The 20,651-nt window shown below is 71.3% G+C and carries 21 protein-coding genes and 1 pseudogene; 5 read left to right on the top strand and 17 right to left on the bottom strand.

The window, feature by feature from the left end; all coding sequences use genetic code 11:
• The 8 genes from rnc to ACZ5D2_RS27760 form a co-directional block, all read right to left on the bottom strand.
• Nucleotides 1-768, bottom strand: a 768-nt coding sequence (gene rnc / locus ACZ5D2_RS27795) for a ribonuclease III (RefSeq protein ID WP_468932957.1), incomplete at its 3' end; no start/stop codon positions are given.
• Nucleotides 769-787: 19 nt separating this feature from the next.
• The gene (rpmF, locus tag ACZ5D2_RS27790) at nt 788-961 is read right to left on the bottom strand and encodes a 50S ribosomal protein L32 (RefSeq protein ID WP_003965982.1); all 174 of its coding nucleotides are present in this window, start codon (nt 959-961) and stop codon (nt 788-790) included.
• Between the two features lie 2 nt (nt 962-963).
• On the bottom strand, nt 964-1,611 hold the full coding sequence (locus tag ACZ5D2_RS27785; RefSeq protein ID WP_266844066.1) for a YceD family protein: 648 nt from the start codon (nt 1,609-1,611) through the stop codon (nt 964-966).
• Nucleotides 1,612-1,755: 144 nt separating this feature from the next.
• Nucleotides 1,756-2,820: a cell division initiation protein gene (locus ACZ5D2_RS27780; protein WP_371676485.1), complete on the bottom strand. Its 1,065-nt coding sequence runs from the start codon at nt 2,818-2,820 to the stop codon at nt 1,756-1,758.
• A gap of 126 nt (nt 2,821-2,946) precedes the next feature.
• A complete protein-coding gene (gene coaD / locus ACZ5D2_RS27775) occupies nt 2,947-3,426 on the bottom strand; it encodes a pantetheine-phosphate adenylyltransferase (RefSeq protein ID WP_351829746.1) in 480 nt (159 codons plus the stop codon).
• A gap of 29 nt (nt 3,427-3,455) precedes the next feature.
• Nucleotides 3,456-4,034, bottom strand: a complete 579-nt coding sequence (rsmD, locus tag ACZ5D2_RS27770; RefSeq protein ID WP_371676486.1) for a 16S rRNA (guanine(966)-N(2))-methyltransferase RsmD — start codon at nt 4,032-4,034, stop codon at nt 3,456-3,458.
• A 46-nt stretch (nt 4,035-4,080) separates the two neighbouring features.
• Nucleotides 4,081-7,293 carry a helicase-related protein gene (locus ACZ5D2_RS27765; RefSeq protein WP_468932952.1) on the bottom strand — a complete coding sequence of 1,071 codons (3,213 nt, stop codon included), beginning with the start codon at nt 7,291-7,293 and terminating at the stop codon, nt 4,081-4,083.
• Between the two features lie 26 nt (nt 7,294-7,319).
• Nucleotides 7,320-8,978 carry a DAK2 domain-containing protein gene (locus ACZ5D2_RS27760; RefSeq protein WP_371676489.1) on the bottom strand — a complete coding sequence of 553 codons (1,659 nt, stop codon included), beginning with the start codon at nt 8,976-8,978 and terminating at the stop codon, nt 7,320-7,322.
• Nucleotides 8,979-9,219: 241 nt separating this feature from the next.
• Between ACZ5D2_RS27760 and rpmB the strand changes: the two genes are divergently transcribed.
• Nucleotides 9,220-9,405 (top strand): 50S ribosomal protein L28, encoded by a 186-nt coding sequence (gene rpmB / locus ACZ5D2_RS27755; RefSeq protein ID WP_007266795.1) that lies wholly within the window; start codon nt 9,220-9,222, stop codon nt 9,403-9,405.
• A 136-nt stretch (nt 9,406-9,541) separates the two neighbouring features.
• On the opposite strand, the gene thiD is transcribed toward rpmB, so the two are convergent.
• Nucleotides 9,542-10,339, bottom strand: coding sequence for a bifunctional hydroxymethylpyrimidine kinase/phosphomethylpyrimidine kinase (gene thiD, locus ACZ5D2_RS27750; RefSeq protein WP_468932948.1), 798 nt, complete (start codon nt 10,337-10,339; stop codon nt 9,542-9,544).
• A gap of 8 nt (nt 10,340-10,347) precedes the next feature.
• A complete protein-coding gene (locus tag ACZ5D2_RS27745) occupies nt 10,348-11,331 on the bottom strand; it encodes a thiamine-phosphate kinase (protein WP_356221661.1) in 984 nt (327 codons plus the stop codon).
• A 242-nt stretch (nt 11,332-11,573) separates the two neighbouring features.
• Here ACZ5D2_RS27745 and ACZ5D2_RS27740 point away from each other — a divergent pair, with 242 nt between their 5' ends.
• Together ACZ5D2_RS27740 and ACZ5D2_RS27735 are read left to right on the top strand one after the other, a co-directional pair.
• Nucleotides 11,574-11,807 (top strand): Lrp/AsnC ligand binding domain-containing protein, encoded by a 234-nt coding sequence (locus ACZ5D2_RS27740; RefSeq protein ID WP_030227340.1) that lies wholly within the window; start codon nt 11,574-11,576, stop codon nt 11,805-11,807.
• 23 nt (nt 11,808-11,830) lie between these two features.
• Nucleotides 11,831-12,313 carry a DUF3515 domain-containing protein gene (locus ACZ5D2_RS27735; protein ID WP_371676492.1) on the top strand — a complete coding sequence of 161 codons (483 nt, stop codon included), beginning with the start codon at nt 11,831-11,833 and terminating at the stop codon, nt 12,311-12,313.
• Nucleotides 12,314-12,406: 93 nt separating this feature from the next.
• Here ACZ5D2_RS27735 and ACZ5D2_RS27730 read toward each other — a convergent pair whose 3' ends face one another.
• The 3 genes from ACZ5D2_RS27730 to ACZ5D2_RS27720 are packed head-to-tail and all read right to left on the bottom strand — an operon-like array spanning nt 12,407 to nt 15,363.
• Nucleotides 12,407-13,564, bottom strand: coding sequence for a D-alanine--D-alanine ligase family protein (locus tag ACZ5D2_RS27730; protein ID WP_371676493.1), 1,158 nt, complete (start codon nt 13,562-13,564; stop codon nt 12,407-12,409).
• 39 nt (nt 13,565-13,603) lie between these two features.
• Nucleotides 13,604-14,614: an NAD(P)H-dependent glycerol-3-phosphate dehydrogenase gene (locus tag ACZ5D2_RS27725; protein WP_371676494.1), complete on the bottom strand. Its 1,011-nt coding sequence runs from the start codon at nt 14,612-14,614 to the stop codon at nt 13,604-13,606.
• Nucleotides 14,611-15,363 (bottom strand): lysophospholipid acyltransferase family protein, encoded by a 753-nt coding sequence (locus ACZ5D2_RS27720; RefSeq protein WP_371676495.1) that lies wholly within the window; start codon nt 15,361-15,363, stop codon nt 14,611-14,613. Before ACZ5D2_RS27720 ends, ACZ5D2_RS27725 begins: the two co-directional genes overlap by 4 nt.
• A 246-nt stretch (nt 15,364-15,609) precedes the next feature.
• On the opposite strand from ACZ5D2_RS27720, the pseudogene cofC reads away from it, so the two are divergent.
• Nucleotides 15,610-16,203 (top strand): annotated as a pseudogene (gene cofC, locus ACZ5D2_RS27715) (2-phospho-L-lactate guanylyltransferase); the annotation flags it as partial.
• Between the two features lie 303 nt (nt 16,204-16,506).
• On the opposite strand, the gene ACZ5D2_RS27710 reads toward cofC, so the two are convergent.
• The 4 genes from ACZ5D2_RS27710 to leuC form a co-directional block, all read right to left on the bottom strand.
• Complete coding sequence (locus ACZ5D2_RS27710; RefSeq protein WP_371676496.1) at nt 16,507-17,196, bottom strand: HU family DNA-binding protein; 690 nt, start codon at nt 17,194-17,196, stop codon at nt 16,507-16,509.
• Between the two features lie 144 nt (nt 17,197-17,340).
• Nucleotides 17,341-17,568, bottom strand: a complete 228-nt coding sequence (locus ACZ5D2_RS27705) for an SCO5555 family protein (protein ID WP_030227330.1) — start codon at nt 17,566-17,568, stop codon at nt 17,341-17,343.
• A 137-nt stretch (nt 17,569-17,705) separates the two neighbouring features.
• The gene (leuD, locus tag ACZ5D2_RS27700; protein WP_030227329.1) at nt 17,706-18,299 is read right to left on the bottom strand and encodes a 3-isopropylmalate dehydratase small subunit; all 594 of its coding nucleotides are present in this window, start codon (nt 18,297-18,299) and stop codon (nt 17,706-17,708) included.
• Nucleotides 18,300-18,302: 3 nt separating this feature from the next.
• A complete protein-coding gene (gene leuC / locus ACZ5D2_RS27695; RefSeq protein ID WP_371676497.1) occupies nt 18,303-19,727 on the bottom strand; it encodes a 3-isopropylmalate dehydratase large subunit in 1,425 nt (474 codons plus the stop codon).
• Nucleotides 19,728-19,913: 186 nt separating this feature from the next.
• Here leuC and ndgR point away from each other — a divergent pair, with 186 nt between their 5' ends.
• On the top strand, nt 19,914-20,630 hold the full coding sequence (ndgR, locus tag ACZ5D2_RS27690; RefSeq protein ID WP_007266782.1) for an IclR family transcriptional regulator NdgR: 717 nt from the start codon (nt 19,914-19,916) through the stop codon (nt 20,628-20,630).
• Nucleotides 20,631-20,651: the final 21 nt, after the last annotated feature.

The following is a 20,651-nucleotide window of genomic DNA, read 5'->3' as shown; positions in this document are numbered from 1 at the left end:
AGCGGCAGCGGCCACGGCCGCTGCCGCGATCCGCTCGTCCGCGGCGGCACGGATCCCGCGCCACGCGGACTCCGCCGCCTGCTGTTCCGCTTCCTTCTTGCTGCGGCCGGTGCCGGTGCCGTACGAGACACCACCGACGCGGGCGGCAGCGGTGAAGGTTTTCTCGTGGTCCGGTCCCGTCTCGGTGACCAGGTACTCGGGCACACCGAGCCCTTCGGCCGCCGTGAGCTCCTGGAGACTGGTCTTCCAGTCCAGGCCGGCCCCGAGGTTGGAGGACTTCTCGATGAGCGGGTCGAAGAGCCGGTGGACCAGCTCCGAGGCCGCGTCGAGGCCCTGGTCGAGGTAGACCGCGCCGATCACCGCTTCAAGGGTGTCGGCGAGGATGGAGGCCTTGTCCCGGCCACCCGTGCCCTCTTCGCCCCGGCCGAGCCGGATGAAGGAGCCGAGATCGAGGCCGCGCCCGACCTCCGCCAGTGCGCGAGAGTTGACCACCGCGGCCCGCAGTTTGGCCAGCTGGCCTTCCGGCAGATCGGGGTGGGTGGTGTACAGCGTGTCCGTGACCACCAGGCCCAGCACGGAGTCCCCGAGGAACTCCAGGCGTTCGTTGGTGGGCAGACCGCCGTTCTCGTACGCGTACGAACGGTGGGTCAGCGCACGCACCAGAAGGGCGGACTCGAGTCGATACCCGAGCCGCCCTTCCAGAAGCGTGTGGGACGAGGCCGCGTTGTTACTGTCTGCCTGCTTCTCAGCGTTGGACAGCTCAGACATTGCGCCTCTCACCAGCCGCTCAGACCTCGAGGACCTGGCGCTTGTTGTAGGTGCCGCAGCTCGGGCACGCAATGTGCTGGAGCTTCGGCTCCTGGCAACGCTCGCACGAAACCAGGGTGGGGACCGCAGCCTTCCACTGCGACCGGCGGTGGCGCGTGTTGCTGCGCGACATCTTCCGCTTCGGAACAGCCACGGCTACTTCTCCTGCTTCTCGGCGGCGCCCTGAACTCCGTCAGAGGCAGTGCCGCTCATGTTGTCCTTCTCATCGCCCTGATCGGTGACGAGTCCCTGCAATGCCGCCCAACGGATGTCGACGGCGTCATGGTGGTGGTCCGGGTCGTCGTTCAGGCTGGTCCCGCAATCGGGGCACAGTCCGAGACAGTCCTCCCGGCACACCGGCTGCATCGGCAGTGCGAGCACCACCGCGTCCCGCAGCACGGGTTCGAGGTCGAACAAACCGTCCTCGAGGAAAAGCGCGTCCTCGTCGTCCTCGGCGTCGTCGGCCGGCTCCGCCTTGGAGCGGGTCCGGTCGTCGGCGTCAGGGTACGAGAACATCTCCTGGAAGTCCGCCTTGAGCTCACGCTCGACGGCCTCCAGACACCTTACGCACTCCCCTACGGCCGATGCACGGGCGGTGCCTGTGACAAGCACCCCTTCCATGACCGACTCCAGGCGGAGGCTGAGCTTCAGCGGGGCGCCTTCCGGCACTCCGATGACTCCGACGAGACCGAAGTCCGCCGGGGTCTCGATCTCGCGGGAGAGCCGCTGCATGGCACCAGGACGCCGACCCAGCTCGTGCGTGTCGAACACGAGGGGGTTGCGGTGGTCGAGGCGGGTATTCAGGGCCGTTCCTGCTTTCACAGATCGCTGAAGATCAAGTTCCTGCCGCGTGAGCGAGAAGACGCTTACGGGCAGCATGGATCGCGGTGCATACGCGCGACCGAAGAGCCAGGATACCCGGCGCTTCGCTCTGAGCCCAATCCGGGGCTACCGCCCCTGTTCGTACTGGCGCAGCTGATCCAGGTTGATCATGCTCGTGTCGAAGAAGCTGGTCTCGTCCAGAGCGGGCTGCTGGGGCACCTGCTGGGGGTGGCGTTCCTGGGGCTGCTGGTAGGCGCCGTACGGGTCGGGCTGCTGTTGCTGCTGGTAGACCGCGTACGGGTCGGGCTGCTGCGGGGCCCCGTAGGAGTGGCCCGTGTACGGGTCCTGGTAGGCGTACGCGTCCTGCTGCTGGACGGCCGGCTGCTGCGGGTAGGGGTACGCGTCGTACTGCGGCGCGGGCTGCGCCTGCGGGGGGACGTGCGCCCGCACCGGGCCGGGGTCCGGCTCGGCCAGTCCGGCCAGGAAGTCCGCGTCGCTCGACGGGCGGGCCCCGGTGAGACCGGCCGCGTCCTGGGCGGCCATGTGCGCGCCGAGGTCGTCCGTCGGGACCCTGCCCAGCAGCTTCTGGCGGCCCCGGCCGACGGCCTCCAGGGTCTTGGCCAGCACCGCCTCGAAGGTCGCCAGCTTGGTGTCCACGTACGCGTCCGCCTGCCGGCGCTGCTCCTGCGGGTCGTGACTGCGCTCGGGGGCGTCCGCGTCGGCGAAGCCCTGCTCGTCGAGGCCCGGACCGCGCCCCAGGAGCTTCTCGCGGCCCCGGTCCACGGAGCCGATGGTCTTGCTGAGGACGACCTCGAAGTTGGCGAGCTTGCTGTCGACGTAGTCGTCCGCCTCGGCCCGGATCTCCTCGGCCTCGCGGCGCGCGTCCGCCAGGATCCGGTCCGCCTCGGCCTGCGAGCGGCGGGCGATCTCGGTGTCGGAGATCAGCGAACCCCGCTGGGCGTGCGCGGACTCGATGATCCGGTCCGCCTCCCGGCGGGCCTCCTCGACCATCTGCTCGCGTCCGCCGATCAGTTCGGCGGCCTGGGCGAGGGAGCCGGGCAGGGCCTGGCGCACCTCTTCGAGACGCTCCAGGAGCTCCGCACGGTTGATCACGCAGGACGCCGACATGGGCATGGACCGGGCGCCGCCGACGGCCGCGACGATCTCGTCGAGCTTCTTCTGTACGTCCATGGGGGCTCGCACTCTCTCTGGCTCAAGCGGGTCCTGAGACGGACGGGACCACTGACGAGACGACTGTAGGGCCACCGGCCGCACGTGCGGCGCGGACCGGGGAAGCCCGGTCCGGCCGCCGTCGGGTCACTTCGCGCGCAGCCGTTCGGTCAGTGCCGCGTGCACGTGCGCGGGCAGCAGGTGGGCGACGTCGCCGCCCCAGGTCGCGACCTCCTTGACCAGGGAGGACGAGAGGAAGCTGTAGGTCGGGTTGGTCGGCACGAACAGCGTTTCGACGCCCGAGAGTCCCATGTTCATCTGGGCCATCTGCAGCTCGTAGTCGAAGTCGCTGACGGCGCGCAGGCCCTTGACGATGGCGGGGATGTCCCGCTGCTTGCAGAAGTCCACGAGCAGTCCGTGGAACGACTCGACCTCGACGTTGCCGTAGTCGGCGGTCGCCTCGCGGATCATCTCGATCCGCTCCTCGACCGTGAAGAGCCCCTTCTTGGACTGGTTGATCATCACGGCGACGTGGACCACGTCGTAGAGCCGGGAGGCCCTGCCGATGATGTCGAGGTGTCCGTTGGTGATGGGGTCGAACGACCCCGGACAGACGGCGCGGCGCAACTGAATTCCCTCGCTCCCCGGTGCGGGCATCATGACTCTTCGCTGGTGTCGGCGGCGCGGCCGTACCACAGGGTGCCCTCGCCGTACTTGCGGGACCGGAGCCCCTCGAAGCCTCGGGGCCACGGGAACGCGCCGCTCCTCGTGCTCCGCTCCACGGTGACGAGCGCATCGTCGGTGAGCCAGCCATTGGACCGGAGTGTGAGGAGGATCTCCCCAAGATCGCCGTGCTCGACGGCGTACGGCGGGTCCAGGAAGACGATGTCGTACGGGTCTCCCTGCGCGGTCGCCGCCACGACCTGCTCGGCCTTTCCGGCCCGGAATTCGGCGCCGGGCAGGCCCAGCGTCCTGATGTTGTCCCGGATGGCCTTGGAGGCCTTGGCGTCGGCCTCGACCAGCAGGGTGTGGGCCGCGCCCCGGGAGAGGGCCTCCAGGCCCACGGCGCCCGAACCGCCGTAGAGGTCGAGCACCCGGGAGCCCTCCACCCCGTGCAGGGACTCCCACGTGGAGAAGAGCCCTTCGCGCATCCGGTCGGAGGTCGGGCGGGTGCCGGTGCCGGGCGGCACGGCCAGCCTCCGCCCGCCGGCGGTGCCGGCGATCACGCGGGTCATCTGGGGTCCTTCGGTGCTCGGGGGTTCGTTCGACGCCCCCCCATTGTCAGCCCTTCTCCAGGTACTGCTCCCGCTCGGTGTCCAGCAGGGCGTCCAGGGCGGTGCGCAGGCCGGGGAGGCCGGTCAGCTCGGGGTCGTCGGCGACCACGCGGGTGGCCTCCTCGCGGGCCTGGGCGATGACCTCCTCGTCCTCGATGACGGCGAGCATGCGCAGCGAGGAGCGCACGCCCGACTGGGCCTGGCCGAGGACGTCGCCCTCGCGGCGCTGCTCCAGGTCGATCCGGGAGAGTTCGAAGCCGTCGAGGGTGGCGGCGACGGCGGCGAGCCGGGCACGGGCCGGGCTGGCCTCGTGCATCTCGCTGACCAGCAGGCACAGGCCCGGGGCGGAGCCGCGGCCGACGCGGCCGCGCAGCTGGTGGAGCTGGGAGACGCCGAAGCGGTCGGCGTCCATGATCACCATGACCGTGGAGTTGGGGACGTTGACGCCGACCTCGATGACGGTGGTGGCCACGAGCACCTTGACCTCGCCGGCGGCGAAGCGGCGCATCACGTCGTCCTTGTCGGCGGGGTCCATCCGCCCGTGCAGGACCTCGACGCGGAGCCCGGCGAGCGGTCCCTTGGCGAGCTGCTCGGCGATCTCCAGCACGGCGAGCGGGGGGCGCTTGTCGCCGTCCTCCTCGGTGGCCTTCTTCTTCTTGGGCTCGTCCTCGCCGTCCCCGATCCGGGGGCAGACCACGTAGGCCTGGTGGCCGTTCTCGACTTCCTCACGGACGCGTTCCCAGGCCCGCGTGAGGAAGTGGGGCTTGTCCTTGGCGGGCACGACGTGGGTGGCGATCGGGGAGCGGCCGGCGGGCAGCTGGTCGAGGACGGAAGTCTCCAGGTCGCCGAAGACGGTCATCGCGACGGTGCGCGGGATGGGGGTGGCGGTCATGACGAGCAGGTGCGGGGGCTGCTTGCCCTTCGACCGCAGCGCGTCGCGCTGTTCGACGCCGAAGCGGTGCTGTTCGTCGACCACGACGAGGCCGAGGTCGTGGAACCGGACCTTGTCCTCGATGAGCGCGTGGGTGCCGATGACGATGCCCGCCTCTCCGGTGACCAGGTCGAGCAGGGCCTGGCGGCGGGCGGGCATGCCCATGGAGCCGGTGAGCAGCACCACTTTGGTGCCCTGGTCGGAGCCGCCGAGCATGCCGCCCTCGGCGAGCTCGCCCATCATCTCGGTGATGGACCGGTGGTGCTGCTGGGCGAGCACTTCGGTGGGCGCGAGCATCGCGGCCTGCCCTCCGCTGTCGACCACGGCGAGCATGGCCCGCAGGGCGACCATCGTGTTGTGCGTCACGGTGAAGTTGTCGGTCACGTAGGCGTGACCGGCGTGCTCGACGCTGATGCACTGCACCGGCTTGGGGCCGACATGCTCCACCGTCCGGATACTCCGCCGGAGGGTGCTGGACGTCGGCCTCGGCCGCACGCGTGCCGCCTTGCGCGGCAGCCGGAACGGCTCGAACTCCTCGGGCAGGGCGACGGAGACGTGGAAAGCGGCCTCCTCGGGCAGCACGCGAGCCCGGCCGCCGAGAGAGCGCACGAGCCAGGCCACGTCCTCCGCGAGCCGGAGAGATGCCGAGCGGAATGAGATACCCGTCCCGTCCGCGTGCAGCGTCCCGTCCGTGTCCATGAGCCCCTGAAGGACCGCCAAGCGGTCCTTGACCGGCGCGTTCTTGTAGACCTCCGGGACGAACTCGCCATGGGGGCTCGCACCCCACAGCCCCAGATCGCGCACCGCCTGGATGACGGGATTCCGCCGGGTGCCGCCCCTCGGTCCGCTCGGCCGGATCGTGTAGTCGCAGGCGGATCCCGGCACCGCGGCCATCTCGCAGTGCGGGGCGACCGCCGCCTCGGCGGCAGCCAGGATGTCTTGGTCCCTGGTGGACAGTCGCAGGTCGTGCCGGAAAGAGCCGTCGCCGATGAGCACGCCCATCAGATAGGGATCAAGTGGTGGGCGGTCATCGCTCCCGAGGTCCACGGGGACGGCCACCGGCAGGTACCACTTTGAAGATCCATCGGCCTCGCGCAGGTCCGACCTGATCTCCCTCGTGGTCATGACCTTCGGCTCCTGGCCAGGGTGCCCTCCACGGCTCGTGCCGACGATCCACAGGTGTTCGTCATCGCACTCGACAGAGCTCCCGTCCGAGAGCAGTACGCGCCACACATCGCGCACTCCCTGCGGGAAGACGCCCCCCACGAGGGCGATCTCGCCGGACGGCACCACCACCTCGTCCCCCACCCGGATGTCTCCCATGGGCCGGAACCCGGTGGGCGTCAGCACCAGCGAGTCGAGGGGTTGCGCTTTGCCCGAGCCGACCTCGCCCTGGAGGAGGCGGTGCATCGGGTGGCTGGTGGCGAGGTCGTCGAAGATCTCCCGGGACACGTTCTGCTGGCCGTCGGTGAGGGTGAAGGGGAGCTTCGCGTCGAAGGAGTCGAGGAGGCCGGCCGGGGCGGGGCGGCGGGGGACGGCGGGGAGCTGGGAGTCGGCGTGGCGGCGGCGGGCGAGGGCGACCTGGAGGACGAAGGCCTCGTCCCACTTCAGGCGTTGCCGCGCGTCCTCGATGTCGGCCTTGGCGGTGGGGCGGTGGATCTTGAGGAGGGCCTCGGTGAGCGGGACGAGCCCGCGGCCCTCGCGCAGGGTGGGCGGGAGGGGGTCCACGGTCTCCCGGGCGGCGGGCAGGACCGCGTCCACGCATTTGGCGATCTTCCAGGACTCCAGCTTGGCGCAGGCCGGGTAGATCGGGATGAGCCGGTTCGCGAAGGCGGTCGCCGCGTCCCCTTCGGAGGCGTCGGCGCCGAGGAGTTCGTAGGCGGGGTGCGAGAGCTGGAGCTTGCGGTTGAACATGCCGACCTTGCCCGCGAACATGGCGCGGGTTCCGGGCAGCAGGTCCTTGTGCGGTTTGTGGACGCCGGCTCCGAAGAAGACCAGCTGGAGCCGGCCGCTGCCGTCGGTGATGGTGACTTCGAGGCGTTTGCCCCGGCCGCCGTTGAAGGTCAGGATCCGGGCGTCGGCGACCTGGGCGACGACCGTCACGTGCTCGTCGAGCTGGTCGGCGAGCTCGGTGAGCGGGGTCAGCTCGCCGCGCTCGGCGTACCGCCGGGGGTAGTGGTGGAGCAGGTCCAGGGCCGTGTGCAGGCCGAGCTGCTCGGCCAGCACCTTGGCGGTGGCGGGGCCGAGGGTCTTCTTGAGGTCTTCGTCGAGCGCGGGCACGTGTTCCATTGCACACCATCGCGCTGACAAGGCCGCTATTCCACCCCGATGAGCAGCGGCGCCGAGTACCGGCCGCCCCGGTAGGTGACCGTGTCGACGGCGAGGTGCCCGTGCTGCACGTACGCCTCCAGGCGCGCGGCGAGGGCGTCGGGGACCTCGGGGCCCAGGACCAGGGTGACCAGTTCGCCGCCGGAGCCGAGCATCCGCGCCAGGACCGCCTCGGCCGTCTCGGGCAGGCCGGCGCCGATGACGGCGACGTCGCCGTCGATCAGGCCGAGCACGTCGCCGGCCTGGCAGATGCCGGCGGAGGTGAAGGACTGCCGTTCGGCGACGGCCAGTTCTCCGTAGCGGGTGGCGCCGGCGGCGGCGGTCATGGCGACGACGTCCTCGTCGAAGCTGCCGTCCGGGTCGTGCACGGCGAGGGCGGCCAGGCCCTGGACCGCGGAGCGGGTGGGGATGACGGCGACCCGTACGCCGTCGGCGCGGGCCTGTTCGGCGGCGGCCGCGGCGGCGGCCCGCAGGTCGGCGGCGCCGGGCAGCAGGACCACCTCGCGGGCGTGGGCCCGGCGGATCGCGTCGAGCAGCACGGGGACGGCCGGCGGCTCGCCGGGGCGGGCCAGTACGGCGGTGGCGCCGGCCTCGCCGCACAGTCCGGCCAGCCCCTCGCCCTGGACGACGGCGACGACGGCCCGCTGGACGCGCGGGGCCCGCGCGAGGCGGCGCTCGTCGCCGAAGTGGGTGATGCGGATCCGGTAGGGCCGTCCGGCGACCACTCCCGCCTCGACGGCCGCGCCGGGGTCGTCGACGTGGACGTGGACGTTCCAGAGCGCGTCGCCGCCGACCACCACCAGGGAGTCGCCGAGCCCGTCGAGCGTGGCGCGCAGCTCCCCGACCGCCTCCTCGCCGGCCTCCAGCAGGTAGACCACCTCGTAGGCGGGTCCGCCCAGCTCCTCGGCGCACGGCCGGTCGTCCCGGGGGCCGGGCACGGCCCGGCCGCGTGCCGGTTCGGCCTCGGGTTCCTGTCCGGACAGCGCCTGCCACAGGGCTCCGAGTACGGCGACCAGCCCGCAGCCCCCGGCGTCGACGACTCCGGCCCGCCCCAGCGCGGCGAGCTGGCCCGGGGTCTCGGCGAGGGCCGCGCGGGCTCCCTCGTAGGCGGCCCGCGCCACGTCGGCGGCGGTCGCGGCGGCTGCTCCGGCGGTCGCCGCGGCCCGGGCGGCGGCTCCGGCGACGGTGAGCATGGTGCCCTCGACCGGGTGCGCGACGGCCTGGTAGGCCTCCTCGGCGGCCCGGGTCAGGGCCCGGGCCAGCAGCGGGCCGCCGTCGCGGGCGTCGGGCTCGGCGCCCAGGACGTCGGCGACCCCGCGCAGCAGCTGGGCGAGGATCGTCCCGGAGTTGCCCCGGGCGCCTATGAGGGCGCCGTACGCGTAGGCCCGTACGGCCTCGGGCAGGGAGGGGGCGGCGGGTGTGCCGTCGGTCACGCGGGCGGGGGGGCCGGCGAAGGCCTCGGTCAGGGCGCGGTCCGCGGACTCGGCGGTGAGGTACAGGTTCGTGCCGGTGTCGGCGTCCGCGACCGGGTAGACGTTGATCGCGTCGATGTCCTCGCGGGCCCGGCCCAGTGCGGCCAGGGCCAGCGAGCTCCAGGTGCGCACCGCTTCGGCGTCGAGGGTGTGCGGGCCAGGCTCGTGCGCCACCGGGCGTTCCTCCTTGTGCGGGCCAGGGTTCACCGCAGGGTAACGAAGGACGGGCCCCGGCTCGGGACCCCGGGGCGGAGCCCGTCCCCGTCATGGTAGTTTTCTTGGACCCAAGCAGTCGTTGTATGCTGCTCAGGTTGCCCGTCGAGAGTCGGGTCATTCGTCCGGCAAGCCACTTCAGATCTCTGATTCCGGTGCGCCGGATTCCACCGTAATTGCATCTGAAGTCTTGGAGTGACCTGTGGCTGCCAACTGCGACGTTTGCGCCAAGGGGCCGAGCTTCGGCAACAACATCTCCCACTCGCACCGCCGCACCTCGCGTCGCTGGAACCCGAACATCCAGCGTGTCCGTGCCGTGGTCAATGGGACGCCGAAGCGCCTCAACGCCTGCACCTCGTGCATCAAGGCCGGCAAGGTCTCGCGCTGACGCCTCCCGTCGTCGTAGCGCAGCCCTTTCCGGTTGCCAAGAAGGCCGGTTCACCTCTGGTGAACCGGCCTTTTGTCTTTCCCGGGACGCTGCCGGGAGGGTGCGGGCGAGGGGTGCGGGGAGGGTGCGGGCGCGCTCAGCGCCACTGCCAGGCGTGATCGACGGGACCGATGCCCGCGCCGAGCGCGAAGCCGGCCGCGATGGCGCCCGTGACGTACTCCTTGGCGGCCGTGACCGCCTCCGGGACGGCGAGGCCCTTGGCCAGGCCCGCCGCGACGGCGCTGGCGAGGGTGCAGCCCGTGCCGTGCGTGTGCCGGTTGTCGAGGCGCGGCGCGCGCAGCCACAGCTCCTCGGAGCCGTCGGTGAGCAGGTCCACGGCCTCACCGCCGTGGGCCGCGAGGTGGCCGCCCTTGATCAGCGCCCAGCGGGGGCCGTAGCCGAGGACGGCGTCGGCGGCCCGGCGCATGCCGTCCTCGTCGGTGACGGTCAGTCCCGTGAGCTGCGCCACCTCGTCCAGGTTCGGCGTCGCCACCGTGGCCCGCGGCAGCAGTTCCCGGCGCACGGCGTCCAGCGCGGAGGCGGCGAGCAGCGCGTCCCCGTGCTTGGAGACCCCGACGGGATCGACCACCACCGGGGCGTCCGTCGCGGCCAGCAGCCCGGCCACCGTTTCCACCAGTACGGCGGAGGACAGCATCCCGGTCTTGACGGCCTGGACCCCGATGTCGTCCACCACGGCCCGGTACTGGGCGGTGACGGCCTCGGCGGGCAGCTCCCAGGCCCCCCGTACGCCGAGGGAGTTCTGCGCGGTCACCGCGGTGACGACGCTCATGCCGTGCACGCCGAGGGCGAGCATGGTCTTGAGGTCGGCCTGGATGCCCGCGCCGCCGCCGGAGTCGGATCCGGCGACGGTCAGGCACAAGGGCGGGTGCGGCACCGGCCGGCTCACTGGGACGGTCCCTCGGCGTCCGGATCGGCGCCGAAGTGGTCCCAGCCGCCGGTGCTGGTCCAGGGGGCGCCGTCCACGGTCACCTGGGGCAGCGCGGAGCGGTGCTGGACCTCCCCGATGACCTTCCAGCGGGCCGGGAGCTTCACGTCGGACGGGAAGGTCGCCACGATGGCGTGGTCCTCGCCCCCGGTCAGCACCCACTGGAGCGGGTCCACGCCGACGGCCTGGCCGATGTCGTGCATCTGGGTCGGGATGTCCACGGCCCCCGAGCGCACGTCGATGCGCACCTTGCTGGACTCGGCGATGTGCCCCAGGTCGGCGATCAGGCCGTCGCTGACGTCGGTCATGGCGGTGGCGCCGAGTCCGGCGGCCGCGGGGCCCGCGTGGTACGGGGGCTCGGGGCGCCGGTGCGCCTCGACGAAGGCCCGCGGGGAGCGGAAGCCGCGCGAGAGCACCGCGTAGCCGGCCGCGGACCAGCCGAGCCAGCCCGTGACGGCCACGACGTCCCCGGGCCGGGCGCCGGAGCGCAGTACGGGCTCGTGGTTGCGCAGGTCGCCGAGGGCGGTGATGGAGACGGTGATGGTGTCGCCGCGCACGACGTCGCCGCCGACCACGGCCGCGCCCGCGACCTGGCATTCGTCACGGATGCCGTCCATCAGCTCGGTGGGCCAGGTGACCGGCAGTTCCGCCGGGACGACCAGGCCCAGGAGCAGCGCGGTCGGCACCGCTCCCATGGCGGCGATGTCGGCCAGGTTCTGCGCGGCGGCCTTGCGGCCGACGTCGTAGGCCGTGGACCAGTCGCGCCGGAAGTGCCTGCCCTCCAGCAGGATGTCCGTGCTCGCCACGACCCGCCGGTCGGGGGCCGACACCACCGCGGCGTCGTCGCCGGGTCCGAGCCGGACCGCCGGGGTGGTGGTGAGCCGTGAGGTGAGCTCCCGAATGAGCCCGAACTCCCCCAGCTCGCCCACAGTGCCCTTCATCGCTGTGCCCCTTCTTGGCAAGTCCGCTTGCGGTCGCGAGCCGTCACAGCTCTGGGTACCGTCAACAGATACGTCAACTTCTGCTCTCCGTGCGCCCCGCTGTGCGTGGCGCCGGGCCCACGGGTCTCCCCGCAGCGCACGGCGACGCGGTACCGTGGCGTCTCTTCCCCGGGCCCGCCCGATCTCCCTGGGCCCATCCGAAGGTTAGGGGAAATGATCCTCGTGGCCGCCCTGGAGGTTCTGTGGTACAGGCGTACATCCTCATCCAGACCGAGGTGGGCAAGGCGTCGTTCGTCGCCGAGTCCATCGGAAAGATCGCGGGGGTGATCCAGGCCGAGGACGTGACGGGTCCGTACGACGTGATCGTGCGCGCCCAGGCCGACACGGTCGACGACCTCGGCCGCATGGTGGTCGCCAAGGTCCAGCAGGTGGAGGGGATCACCCGCACCTTGACCTGCCCCGTGGTCCATCTGTAGCCCCCGTCTACTCTTGGCCGGTGATGTCACTCCACCGCCGGCCGTTCCGTCTAGCCGCCCCACTGGTCCTGCTGGCCCTCGCGGGCTGCGCCCCGGGGGATTCCGGGGCCCGGGTGGATCCGCCGCCCGCTCCGCCGGCCGATGTCGCGGGGCTCTGTGCGTCGCTGCACAAGGAGCTCCCGGAGACGGTGGCGGGGCTGGCCCGGACCGCCACCGAGCCGGTGTCGGATCTGACCGCCGCGTGGGGCGGCTCGGCGATCGTACTGCGGTGCGGTATCCCCAAGCCCCCCGCGATGGCCGATCCGAAGCAGGAGGGCGTCGAGGTCAACGGCGTCGGATGGCTGTTGGAGAAGATGTCCGACGGCGGCTTCCGGTTCACCACCGGAGCACGGCTGGCGTACACGGAGGTCCGGGTCGACAAGGAGCATGCCACGGACGCGGGGATGCTGGTCGGTCTGTCCGCCGCCGTGGCCAAGTCGGTGCCGGTGGGCATCTCCTCCTACTGATCCCGCCGGACCCGCTCCCGCTCACACCGCCGCCCGTCGGCCGCCCCTCTCGGGGCGGACGGCGGGCGGTCGGCTGTACGGGGCCGGGTGCGGCTAGCGCAGCCCGGTGGAGCGGCGCAGGGCCGCCTGGAGCAGGAGGTCCACCAGCTCCTGGTACTCGATGCCCGACTCCTGCCACATCCGCGGGTACATGGAGATCGGCGTGAACCCGGGCATGGTGTTGATCTCGTTGATGACGAAGGTGCCGTCCTCGGTGAGGAAGAAGTCGGCGCGCACCAGGCCCTCGCAGGACGCGGCCTCGAAGGCCTCGATCGCGAGCCGCTGCACCTCGGCGGTCTGCTCCGGGGTGAGCGGGGCGGGCACGAGTCCGGCGGCGGAGTCGATGTACTTCGCCTCGAAGTCGTAGAAGTCGTGGCTGGAGACCGGCGGGATCTCGGCCGGGACGCTCGCGCGCGGCCCGTCCTCGAACTCCAGCACGCCGCACTCGATCTCGCGGCCGCGCAGCAGCGCCTCCACGATGACCTTCGGGTCGTGGCGGCGGGCCTCGTGGACGGCCGCTTCCAGACCGGAGGGGTCGTCGACCTTGGTGATGCCGATGGAGGAGCCGGCGCGGGCGGGCTTGATGAACAGCGGCCAGCCGTGCTCGCCCGCGAAGTCCAGGATCCTCGCCGTGGCGGCGGCCGGGTCGGCCTCCCACTCGCGGGGACGGATGGTCACGTACGGGCCGACCTTCAGCCCGAAGGAGGTGAACACCCGCTTCATGTAGTCCTTGTCCTGGCCGACGGCCGAGGCGAGGACGCCCGAACCGACGTAGGGGACCCCGGACAGCTCCAGGAGGCCCTGGAGGGTGCCGTCCTCGCCGTAGGGACCGTGCAGGACGGGGAAGACGACGTCGACCTCGCCCAGCGCCTTGGGGACGGCACCCGGCTCGGTGTAGACGACCTCGCGGCTGGCGGGGTCCACGGAGAGCACGACGGTGCCGTCCGGGGACTCCGCCAGCGTGTCCACGCTCGGGAGGGCGCGGTCCGCGATGGCCATGCGCTCGGGGTCGTCGGCGGTCAGGGCCCACCGGCCGTCCGTGGTGATGCCGATGGGCAGCACCTCGTACTTGGCACGGTCGATGGAGCGCAGCACCGCGCCCGCCGTGACGACCGAAATGGCGTGTTCCGAGCTGCGGCCGCCGAACACGACGGCCACGCGGGGCTTGCGGCCCTGCTGCTCAGGGGTCTGGGGGAGGTTCTCGCTGCTCATATCGCCACGAGGGTACCCGCTCATACGTCCGGAAAGGACTCAGCGGCGTTCCGGTTTCGCGCTGCGCCCCATCAGTTCCTTCAGCGCGACCAGCGGGGGCTTGCCGTGGTGCACGATGTCGACCACCGTGTCGGTGATCGGCATGTCCACCCCGTACCGGCCGGCCAGATCCGCCACCGACTGGCAGGACTTGACGCCCTCGGCGGTCTGCCGGGTGACCGCGATGGTCTCCTCCAGGGTCATCCCGCGGCCCAGGTTGGTGCCGAAGGTGTGGTTCCGGGAGAGCGGCGAGGAGCAGGTGGCGACCAGGTCGCCGAGGCCCGCGAGGCCGGAGAAGGTGAGCGGGTCGGCGCCCATGGCGAGGCCCAGGCGGGTGGCTTCGGCCAGGCCGCGGGTGATGAGGGAGCCCTTGGTGTTGTCGCCCAGGCCCATGCCGTCCGCGATGCCGACGGCGAGGCCGATGACGTTCTTGACGGCGCCGCCGAGCTCGCAGCCGATGACGTCGGTGCTCGTGTACGGGCGGAAGTACGCGGTGTGGCAGGCGGCCTGGAGGCGCCGGGCCACGGCCTCGTCCACGCAGGCGACGACCGAGGCGGCGGGCTGGCGGGCGACGATCTCGCGGGCCAGGTTGGGCCCGGTGACCACGGCCACGCGCTCGGCGGGGACCTTGGCCACCTCTTCGATGACCTCGCTCATCCGCTTGGCGGTGCCGAGTTCGATGCCCTTCATCAGGGAGACGAGCACGGCGTCGGCGGGCAGCAGCGGGGCCCACGCGGCGAGGTTGGCGCGAAGGGTCTGCGAGGGGATGGCCAGGACGGCGAAGTCCGCGTCGCGGGCGGCCTCGGCCGCGTCGGTGGTGGCGCGGAGGTTCGCGGGCAGTTCGACGCCGGGGAAGTAGTCCGGGTTGGTCCGGCCGGTGTTGATGGCGTCGGCGAGCTCCTGGCGGCGGCCCCACAGGGTCACCTCGCAGCCGGCGTCGGCGAGCACCATGCCGAAGGCCGTGCCCCAGGAGCCCGTTCCGAAGACGGCCGCCTTCACGGTACGTGTCACTTGTCGCCCTCCCCCGCGGCATTCCGCCGCTGCTCCGCCCTGGCCTTGCGGTGGTCGTACGGCTGCGCGGGCGCGGTCTGCCCGCGCAGTTCCTCCAGGAGCCCGGTGATGTCGGCCATGATGGCCTCGGTGGCCCCCTTGAGGACGTCCGGAGTGGGTTCCCGGTCGTAGTAGGCCGAGAGGTCCACGGGCGGTCCCGCGAGCACCTGGAGGGTCTTGCGGGGGAACAGGCGGACCTTGTTCTCCTTGGCGTAGGGCGGCATCGCGAGGTTCGCGCCCCACTGGGCCACCGGAATGACCGGGGCCTTGGTGATCAGCGCCACGCGGGCGACACCGGTCTTGCCGGCCATCGGCCACATCTCGGGATCACGGGTGAGGGTGCCCTCCGGGTAAAAGGCCACGCATTCTCCGCGCTCGACGGCGTCGACGGCCGCCCGGAATGCGTCCAGGGCGTTCGTGGTCTCCCGGTAGACGGGGATCTGCCCGGAGCCGTGGAGGATCATGCCGACAAAAGGCACCTTGAAGAGTCCGGCCTTGGCGAGCAATCGGGGCACCCGGCCGGTGTTGTACTGGAAGTGCGCGTAGGAGAGCGGGTCCAGATACGAGTTGTGATTGACGGCGGTGATAAATCCACCATCAGCCGGAATGTGCTCCATTCCCCGCCAGTCCCGCTTGAAGAGCACTACCAGCGGCGGTTTTGCGATGACCGCCGCCAGGCGGTACCAGAAGCCGATTCTGCGGCGGGACACTCGGACACCTTCCTCTAGGACCGGTGCGTGGCGTGGGCACCTTGCGGGCCGGACAAGTGTCGCTTCGGGTCCGGTCCCTGTCGAGGACACCGTACGCCCCGCTCGCACCACCGGGCCCCCCTGTTGCCGGTCGGAGGCGACAATGGGCCGACCGGGGGCCGGGCGACGGCCCGCCGATGGCCGGGGCGGGTGCGGGAGCGCACCGGAGGGAAGGGGTCCGTCACGAACGCCGTGTGGAGTCTGGTGATGCCGCTGAAGCCCTTGGCACTGGCCAAGAGCCGTCTGGCGGCGGCCGTCGGCGCGTCCCGTCCGGGGCTGGCGCTGGCCTTCGCCCAGGACACCGTGGCCGGGGCCCTGGCCTGCGCCTCGGTCGCGGATGTGGTGGTCGTCACGGACGACGTCCTGGCGGGTGCGGAACTGGCCCGGCTGGGTGCGCGGATCCTTCCCGACGCCCCGGGGGCCGGGCTCAACGCCGCCCTGGACCACGGGGCGCGGGCGGTGCGCGCGGGGCGGCCCGGGACCGCGGTGGCGGCGATCAACGCGGACCTGCCCGCCCTGCGGCCACCGGAATTGCTACGCGTGCTCGATACCGCCACGGCATTTCCACGGGCATTTCTGGCGGATGCGGCCGGAATCGGTACCACGCTGCTTTGCGCCGGCCCGGACGTGGAATTGGCCCCCTCGTTCGGCGGCCCCTCCCGGGCCCGCCATTCGGCCTCGGGGGCGGTGGAAATCTCGCTGGCGGACGTCGAGAGCGTCCGCCGGGACGTGGACACCGCGGCGGACCTGCGTACGGCCCTCGCCCTCGGCGTGGGCCGGCACACGGCCCGATACAGTGCCCGTATGCAGGCGACCGCGTACACGTACGACTCCCGGACCCACAGCGGCAGTGTGCTGCTGGACGACGGCACCCCGGTGCCCTTCGAGGCCGCGGCCTTCGAGGCGGGCGGCCTGCTGCTGCTGCGCCCGGGGCAGCGCGTACGGATCGAGACGGACGGCGAGGGCCCGGCCCTGCGCATCACCCTGGTCACCCTGCAGACCTTCTGACCTGCGCAAACCCCGGGCGAGTGGCCCGGGACCACGCACCGCGGGCCGGCTTCCCCCTGGTGGGGAAACCGGCCCGGCGTGTGTGACTCGTGCCCCTTACTTCTTGCGGGCGGTGGTCTTCTTCGCGGTGGTCTTGCGCGCCGTCGCCTTCTTCGTGGCGGGCGCCTTGGTCGCCGGAGCAGCCTTCTTGGCCGCCGGGGCGGTCTTCTTGGCGGCGGCCGTGGTCTTCTTCGCCGCGGTCGCCTTGACGGCGGTGGTCTTCTTGGCCGCCGGCGCGGCCTTCTTGGCCACCGCGGTCGTCTTCTTCGCCGTCGCGGTGGTCTTCTTGGCGGCGGTCTTCTTCACGGTCGCCGCGGTCTTCTTCGCGACCGTGGTCTTGGCCGCCGCCTTCCTGGCGGTGGTGGCCTTCTTGGCCGCGGCCTTCTTGACCGTCGCGGACGCCGAGGCACCGCCGGACAGGCTGCCCTTCGGCGCCTTCTTCACCGACACCTCGCCGCCCTTGGGGAGCTTCTTGGTGCCGCTGACCAGGTCCTTGAAGCCCTGACCCGCACGGAAACGGGGAACCGAGGTCTTCTTGACCCGGACGCGCTCACCCGTCTGCGGGTTGCGGGCGTAGCGGGCGGGCCGCTCCACCTTCTCGAACGAGCCGAAGCCCGTGACCGAGACCCGGTCGCCCGCGACGACCGCGCGGACGATCGCGTCGAGTACCGCGTCGACAGCGTCCGCGGCCTGCTGGCGGCCGCCAACCTTGTCGGCAATCGCTTCTACGAGCTGCGCCTTGTTCACGTCTTCCCCTTCGGAGACTTCGCCAGAACGAATGTGTTCAAGCTTATTTCGCACGTTAGGCGGATATATACCGCAAATCAAACACGAAACGGGCTAATCACCCTAGTGCCGCAACGATGCAGGCCGTTACGGAGTTCCTTCGCATCAGTCGCCTTCAGGGAATCGACCCTCGTCGAGGTCCTTCATCAACCTGTCCAGGCGCCTTGCCGCATCGACGAGATCGTGCTTCGACGCCGCAGTGACGACCAACAGCTTCCGGGACAGCGCCATCCTTACGCCCTCCGGGACTTGCAGTGTGCGCACCCTTGCGTGTGCTTCTTTCAACCGGTCCGCGACGAGTTCGTAGAGGTGCAGTTGACTGTCGCGTTCCATGCACAGATTGTGCCATCTGGGGCGAGTTGTCGCCTCACGGGGCCTCAACATACGGCTGTGCCCCCCGCCGGAAGGCGGGGGGCACAGTGTTGCCGATGTGATCACCCAAGGGTGAATAAGCGCTGATCAGGCAGGAATCAAGCCCGAATCGTGCGGGGCTTGAAGGCCGGGCGGGTGCTTTCGTAAGCGTCGATGTCCGCTTCGTTCTGAAGGGTGAGCGAGATGTCGTCCAGCCCCTCCAGCAGACGCCAGCGGGCGTTGTCGTCGAGTTCGAACTCGGCCTCGACGCCCTCGGCTCGGACCTTGCGGTCCACCAGGTCGACGGTGATTTCGGCGGTGGGGTCGGCCTCGGTCAGCTCCCAGAGCCGCTCGACGGTCTCCTGGGGCAGGACGACCGTCAGCAGACCGTTCTTCAGCGAGTTGCCGCGGAAGATGTCGGCGAAGCGCGAGGAGATGACGGTCTTGAAGCCGAAGTTCTGCAGGGCCCAGACGGCGTGCTCGCGCGAGGAACCGGTGCCGAAGTCGGGACCGGCGACCAGCACCGTGGCACCGGCGCGCTCCGGACGGTTCGTGACGAACTCCGGGTCCTTGCGCCAGGCCTCGAAGAGCCCGTCCTCGAACCCGTCGCGGGTGATCTTCTTCAGCCAGTGGGCCGGGATGATCTGGTCGGTGTCGACGTTGCTGCGGCGCAGCGGGACGGCCCGGCCGGTGTGGGTGGTGAAGGCTTCCATGGTTCAGACTCCGGCGGTCGCGGTGGCGTCGGACAGGTCGGCGGGCGAGGCCAGGTGGCCCAGCACCGCGGTGGCGGCGGCCACCTGCGGGGAGACCAGGTGGGTCCGCCCGCCCTTGCCCTGCCGGCCTTCGAAGTTGCGGTTGGAGGTGGACGCGGAACGCTCACCCGGAGCCAGTTGGTCGGGGTTCATGCCCAGGCACATCGAGCAGCCCGCGTGCCGCCATTCGGCGCCGGCGTCCTTGAAGACCTTGTCCAGGCCCTCTTCCACGGCCTGGAGGGCGACCCGGACCGAGCCCGGGACGACCAGCATCCGTACGCCGTCGGCGACTTTGCGGCCCCCGATGATCCCGGCGACGGCCCGCAGGTCCTCGATGCGGCCGTTGGTGCAGGAACCTACGAAGACCGTGTCGACACGGATCTCGCGCAGCGGCTGCCCGGCGGTCAACCCCATGTACTCCAGGGCCTTTTCGGCGGCCAGGCGCTCCGAAGCGTCCTCGTACGAAGCCGGGTCGGGGACGGCGGCCGACAGCGGCGCGCCCTGGCCCGGGTTGGTGCCCCAGGTGACGAACGGGGACAGCGAAGCGCCGTCGATGACGACCTCCGCGTCGAAGACCGCGTCCTCATCGGTGCGCAGCGTCTCCCAGTACGCGACCGCCGCGTCCCAGTCCTCGCCCACGGGGGCGTGGTCACGGCCCTGGAGGTAGTCGAAGGTGGTCCGGTCGGGGGCGATCATGCCCGCGCGGGCGCCGGCCTCGATCGACATGTTGCAGATGGTCATGCGGGCTTCCATCGACAGCTTCTCGACGGCCTCGCCGCGGTACTCCAGGATGTAGCCCTGGCCGCCGCCGGTGCCGATCTTGGCGATGATCGCCAGGATCAGGTCCTTCGCGGTGACGCCCTCGGCCAGCTCGCCGGTGACGGTGATCGCCATCGTCTTCGGGCGGGCCAGCGGCAGCGTCTGGGTGGCCAGCACGTGCTCGACCTGGCTGGTGCCGATGCCGAAGGCCAGCGCGCCGAAGGCGCCGTGGGTGGAGGTGTGCGAGTCGCCGCAGACCACCGTGGTGCCGGGCTGGGTCAGGCCCAGCTGCGGTCCCACGACGTGGACGACACCCTGCTCCACGTCACCCAGCGAGTGCAGACGGACACCGAACTCGGCGCAGTTCGCCCGCAGCGTCTCCAGCTGGGCGCGGGAGACCGGGTCCGCGATCGGCTTGTCGATGTCGAGCGTGGGGGTGTTGTGGTCCTCGGTCGCGATGGTGAGGTCGAGGCGTCGGACCTTGCGGCCGGCCTGACGCAGGCCTTCGAAGGCCTGCGGGCTGGTCACCTCGTGCAGCAGGTGGAGATCAATGAAGAGGAGATCGGGCTCGCCCTCGGCGCGCCGGACGACGTGGTCGTCCCAGACCTTCTCCGCGAGTGTCCTACCCATCGCTTTCCCTCCGGCCGGCCGGTTGGGCCGGCGCTTATTAGAGATCTGTAGCGCCTGATCGCCCGCTACCCCACAGTGCGGAACGACGGCTCGGACCCAGTGGTTCGTGGACCCGCACATACAGACTCGCTGGTTCTTGGAAAAATTGAACTTGCGTTTCACAGTGTGAGACGTGAATATCGTTTCATGGACAACTCTAGCGGCGTCGGCGTTCTCGACAAGGCAGCTCTGGTACTGAGCGCACTGGAGTCCGGTCCGGCCACCCTCGCCGGGCTGGTCGCGGCGACAGGGCTCGCACGACCCACGGCACATCGCCTTGCCGTGGCACTGGAACACCACCGGATGGTGGCGAGGGACATGCAGGGCCGGTTCATCCTCGGTCCGCGGCTGGCAGAGCTTGCCGCCGCGGCCGGCGAGGACCGCCTGCTGGCGACGGCCGGACCGGTGCTCACGCACCTCCGTGACGTGACGGGCGAGAGCGCGCAGCTCTACCGTCGTCAGGGCGACATGCGCATCTGCGTGGCGGCCGCCGAGCGGCTGTCGGGCCTGCGGGACACCGTCCCGGTGGGCTCCACGCTCCCCATGAAGGCCGGATCGGCCGCACAGATCCTGATGGCCTGGGAGGAGCCCGAACGGCTCCACCGGGGCCTGCAGGGCGCGCGCTTCACGGCCACGGCCCTGTCCGGCGTACGGCGCCGCGGCTGGGCCCAGTCGATCGGCGAGCGGGAGCCCGGCGTGGCCTCCGTCTCGGCGCCGGTGCGCGGGCCGTCGAACCGCGTGGTGGCCTCCGTATCGGTCTCCGGGCCGATCGAGCGCCTGACCCGGCACCCCGGGCGCATGCACGCCCAGGCCGTCATCGACGCGGCCGCCCGTCTGACGGAGGCCCTGCGCCGCTCCGGCTGAGCACCTCCCCGGCCGCAGACC

Source organism: Streptomyces sp. NPDC031479, from assembly GCF_055581065.1.
This window is presented reverse-complemented; position numbering and strand designations above follow the sequence as displayed.

What these genes read in the sequence shown, in the direction of transcription:
- ACZ5D2_RS27780 (WP_371676485.1), bottom strand. Translation starts at nt 2,820, where the DNA reads ATGGACGTACAGAAGAAGCTCGACGAGATCGTCGCGGCCGTCGGCGGC.
- rsmD (WP_371676486.1), bottom strand. Translation starts at nt 4,034, where the DNA reads ATGACCCGCGTGATCGCCGGCACCGCCGGCGGGCGGAGGCTGGCCGTG.
- ACZ5D2_RS27765 (WP_468932952.1), bottom strand. Translation starts at nt 7,293, where the DNA reads ATGGAACACGTGCCCGCGCTCGACGAAGACCTCAAGAAGACCCTCGGC.
- ACZ5D2_RS27745 (WP_356221661.1), bottom strand. Translation starts at nt 11,331, where the DNA reads ATGAAGGGCACTGTGGGCGAGCTGGGGGAGTTCGGGCTCATTCGGGAG.
- ACZ5D2_RS27735 (WP_371676492.1), top strand. Translation starts at nt 11,831, where the DNA reads ATGTCACTCCACCGCCGGCCGTTCCGTCTAGCCGCCCCACTGGTCCTG.
- ACZ5D2_RS27730 (WP_371676493.1), bottom strand. Translation starts at nt 13,564, where the DNA reads ATGAGCAGCGAGAACCTCCCCCAGACCCCTGAGCAGCAGGGCCGCAAG.
- ACZ5D2_RS27705 (WP_030227330.1), bottom strand. Translation starts at nt 17,568, where the DNA reads ATGGAACGCGACAGTCAACTGCACCTCTACGAACTCGTCGCGGACCGG.
- leuD (WP_030227329.1), bottom strand. Translation starts at nt 18,299, where the DNA reads ATGGAAGCCTTCACCACCCACACCGGCCGGGCCGTCCCGCTGCGCCGC.
- leuC (WP_371676497.1), bottom strand. Translation starts at nt 19,727, where the DNA reads ATGGGTAGGACACTCGCGGAGAAGGTCTGGGACGACCACGTCGTCCGG.
- ndgR (WP_007266782.1), top strand. Translation starts at nt 19,914, where the DNA reads ATGGACAACTCTAGCGGCGTCGGCGTTCTCGACAAGGCAGCTCTGGTA.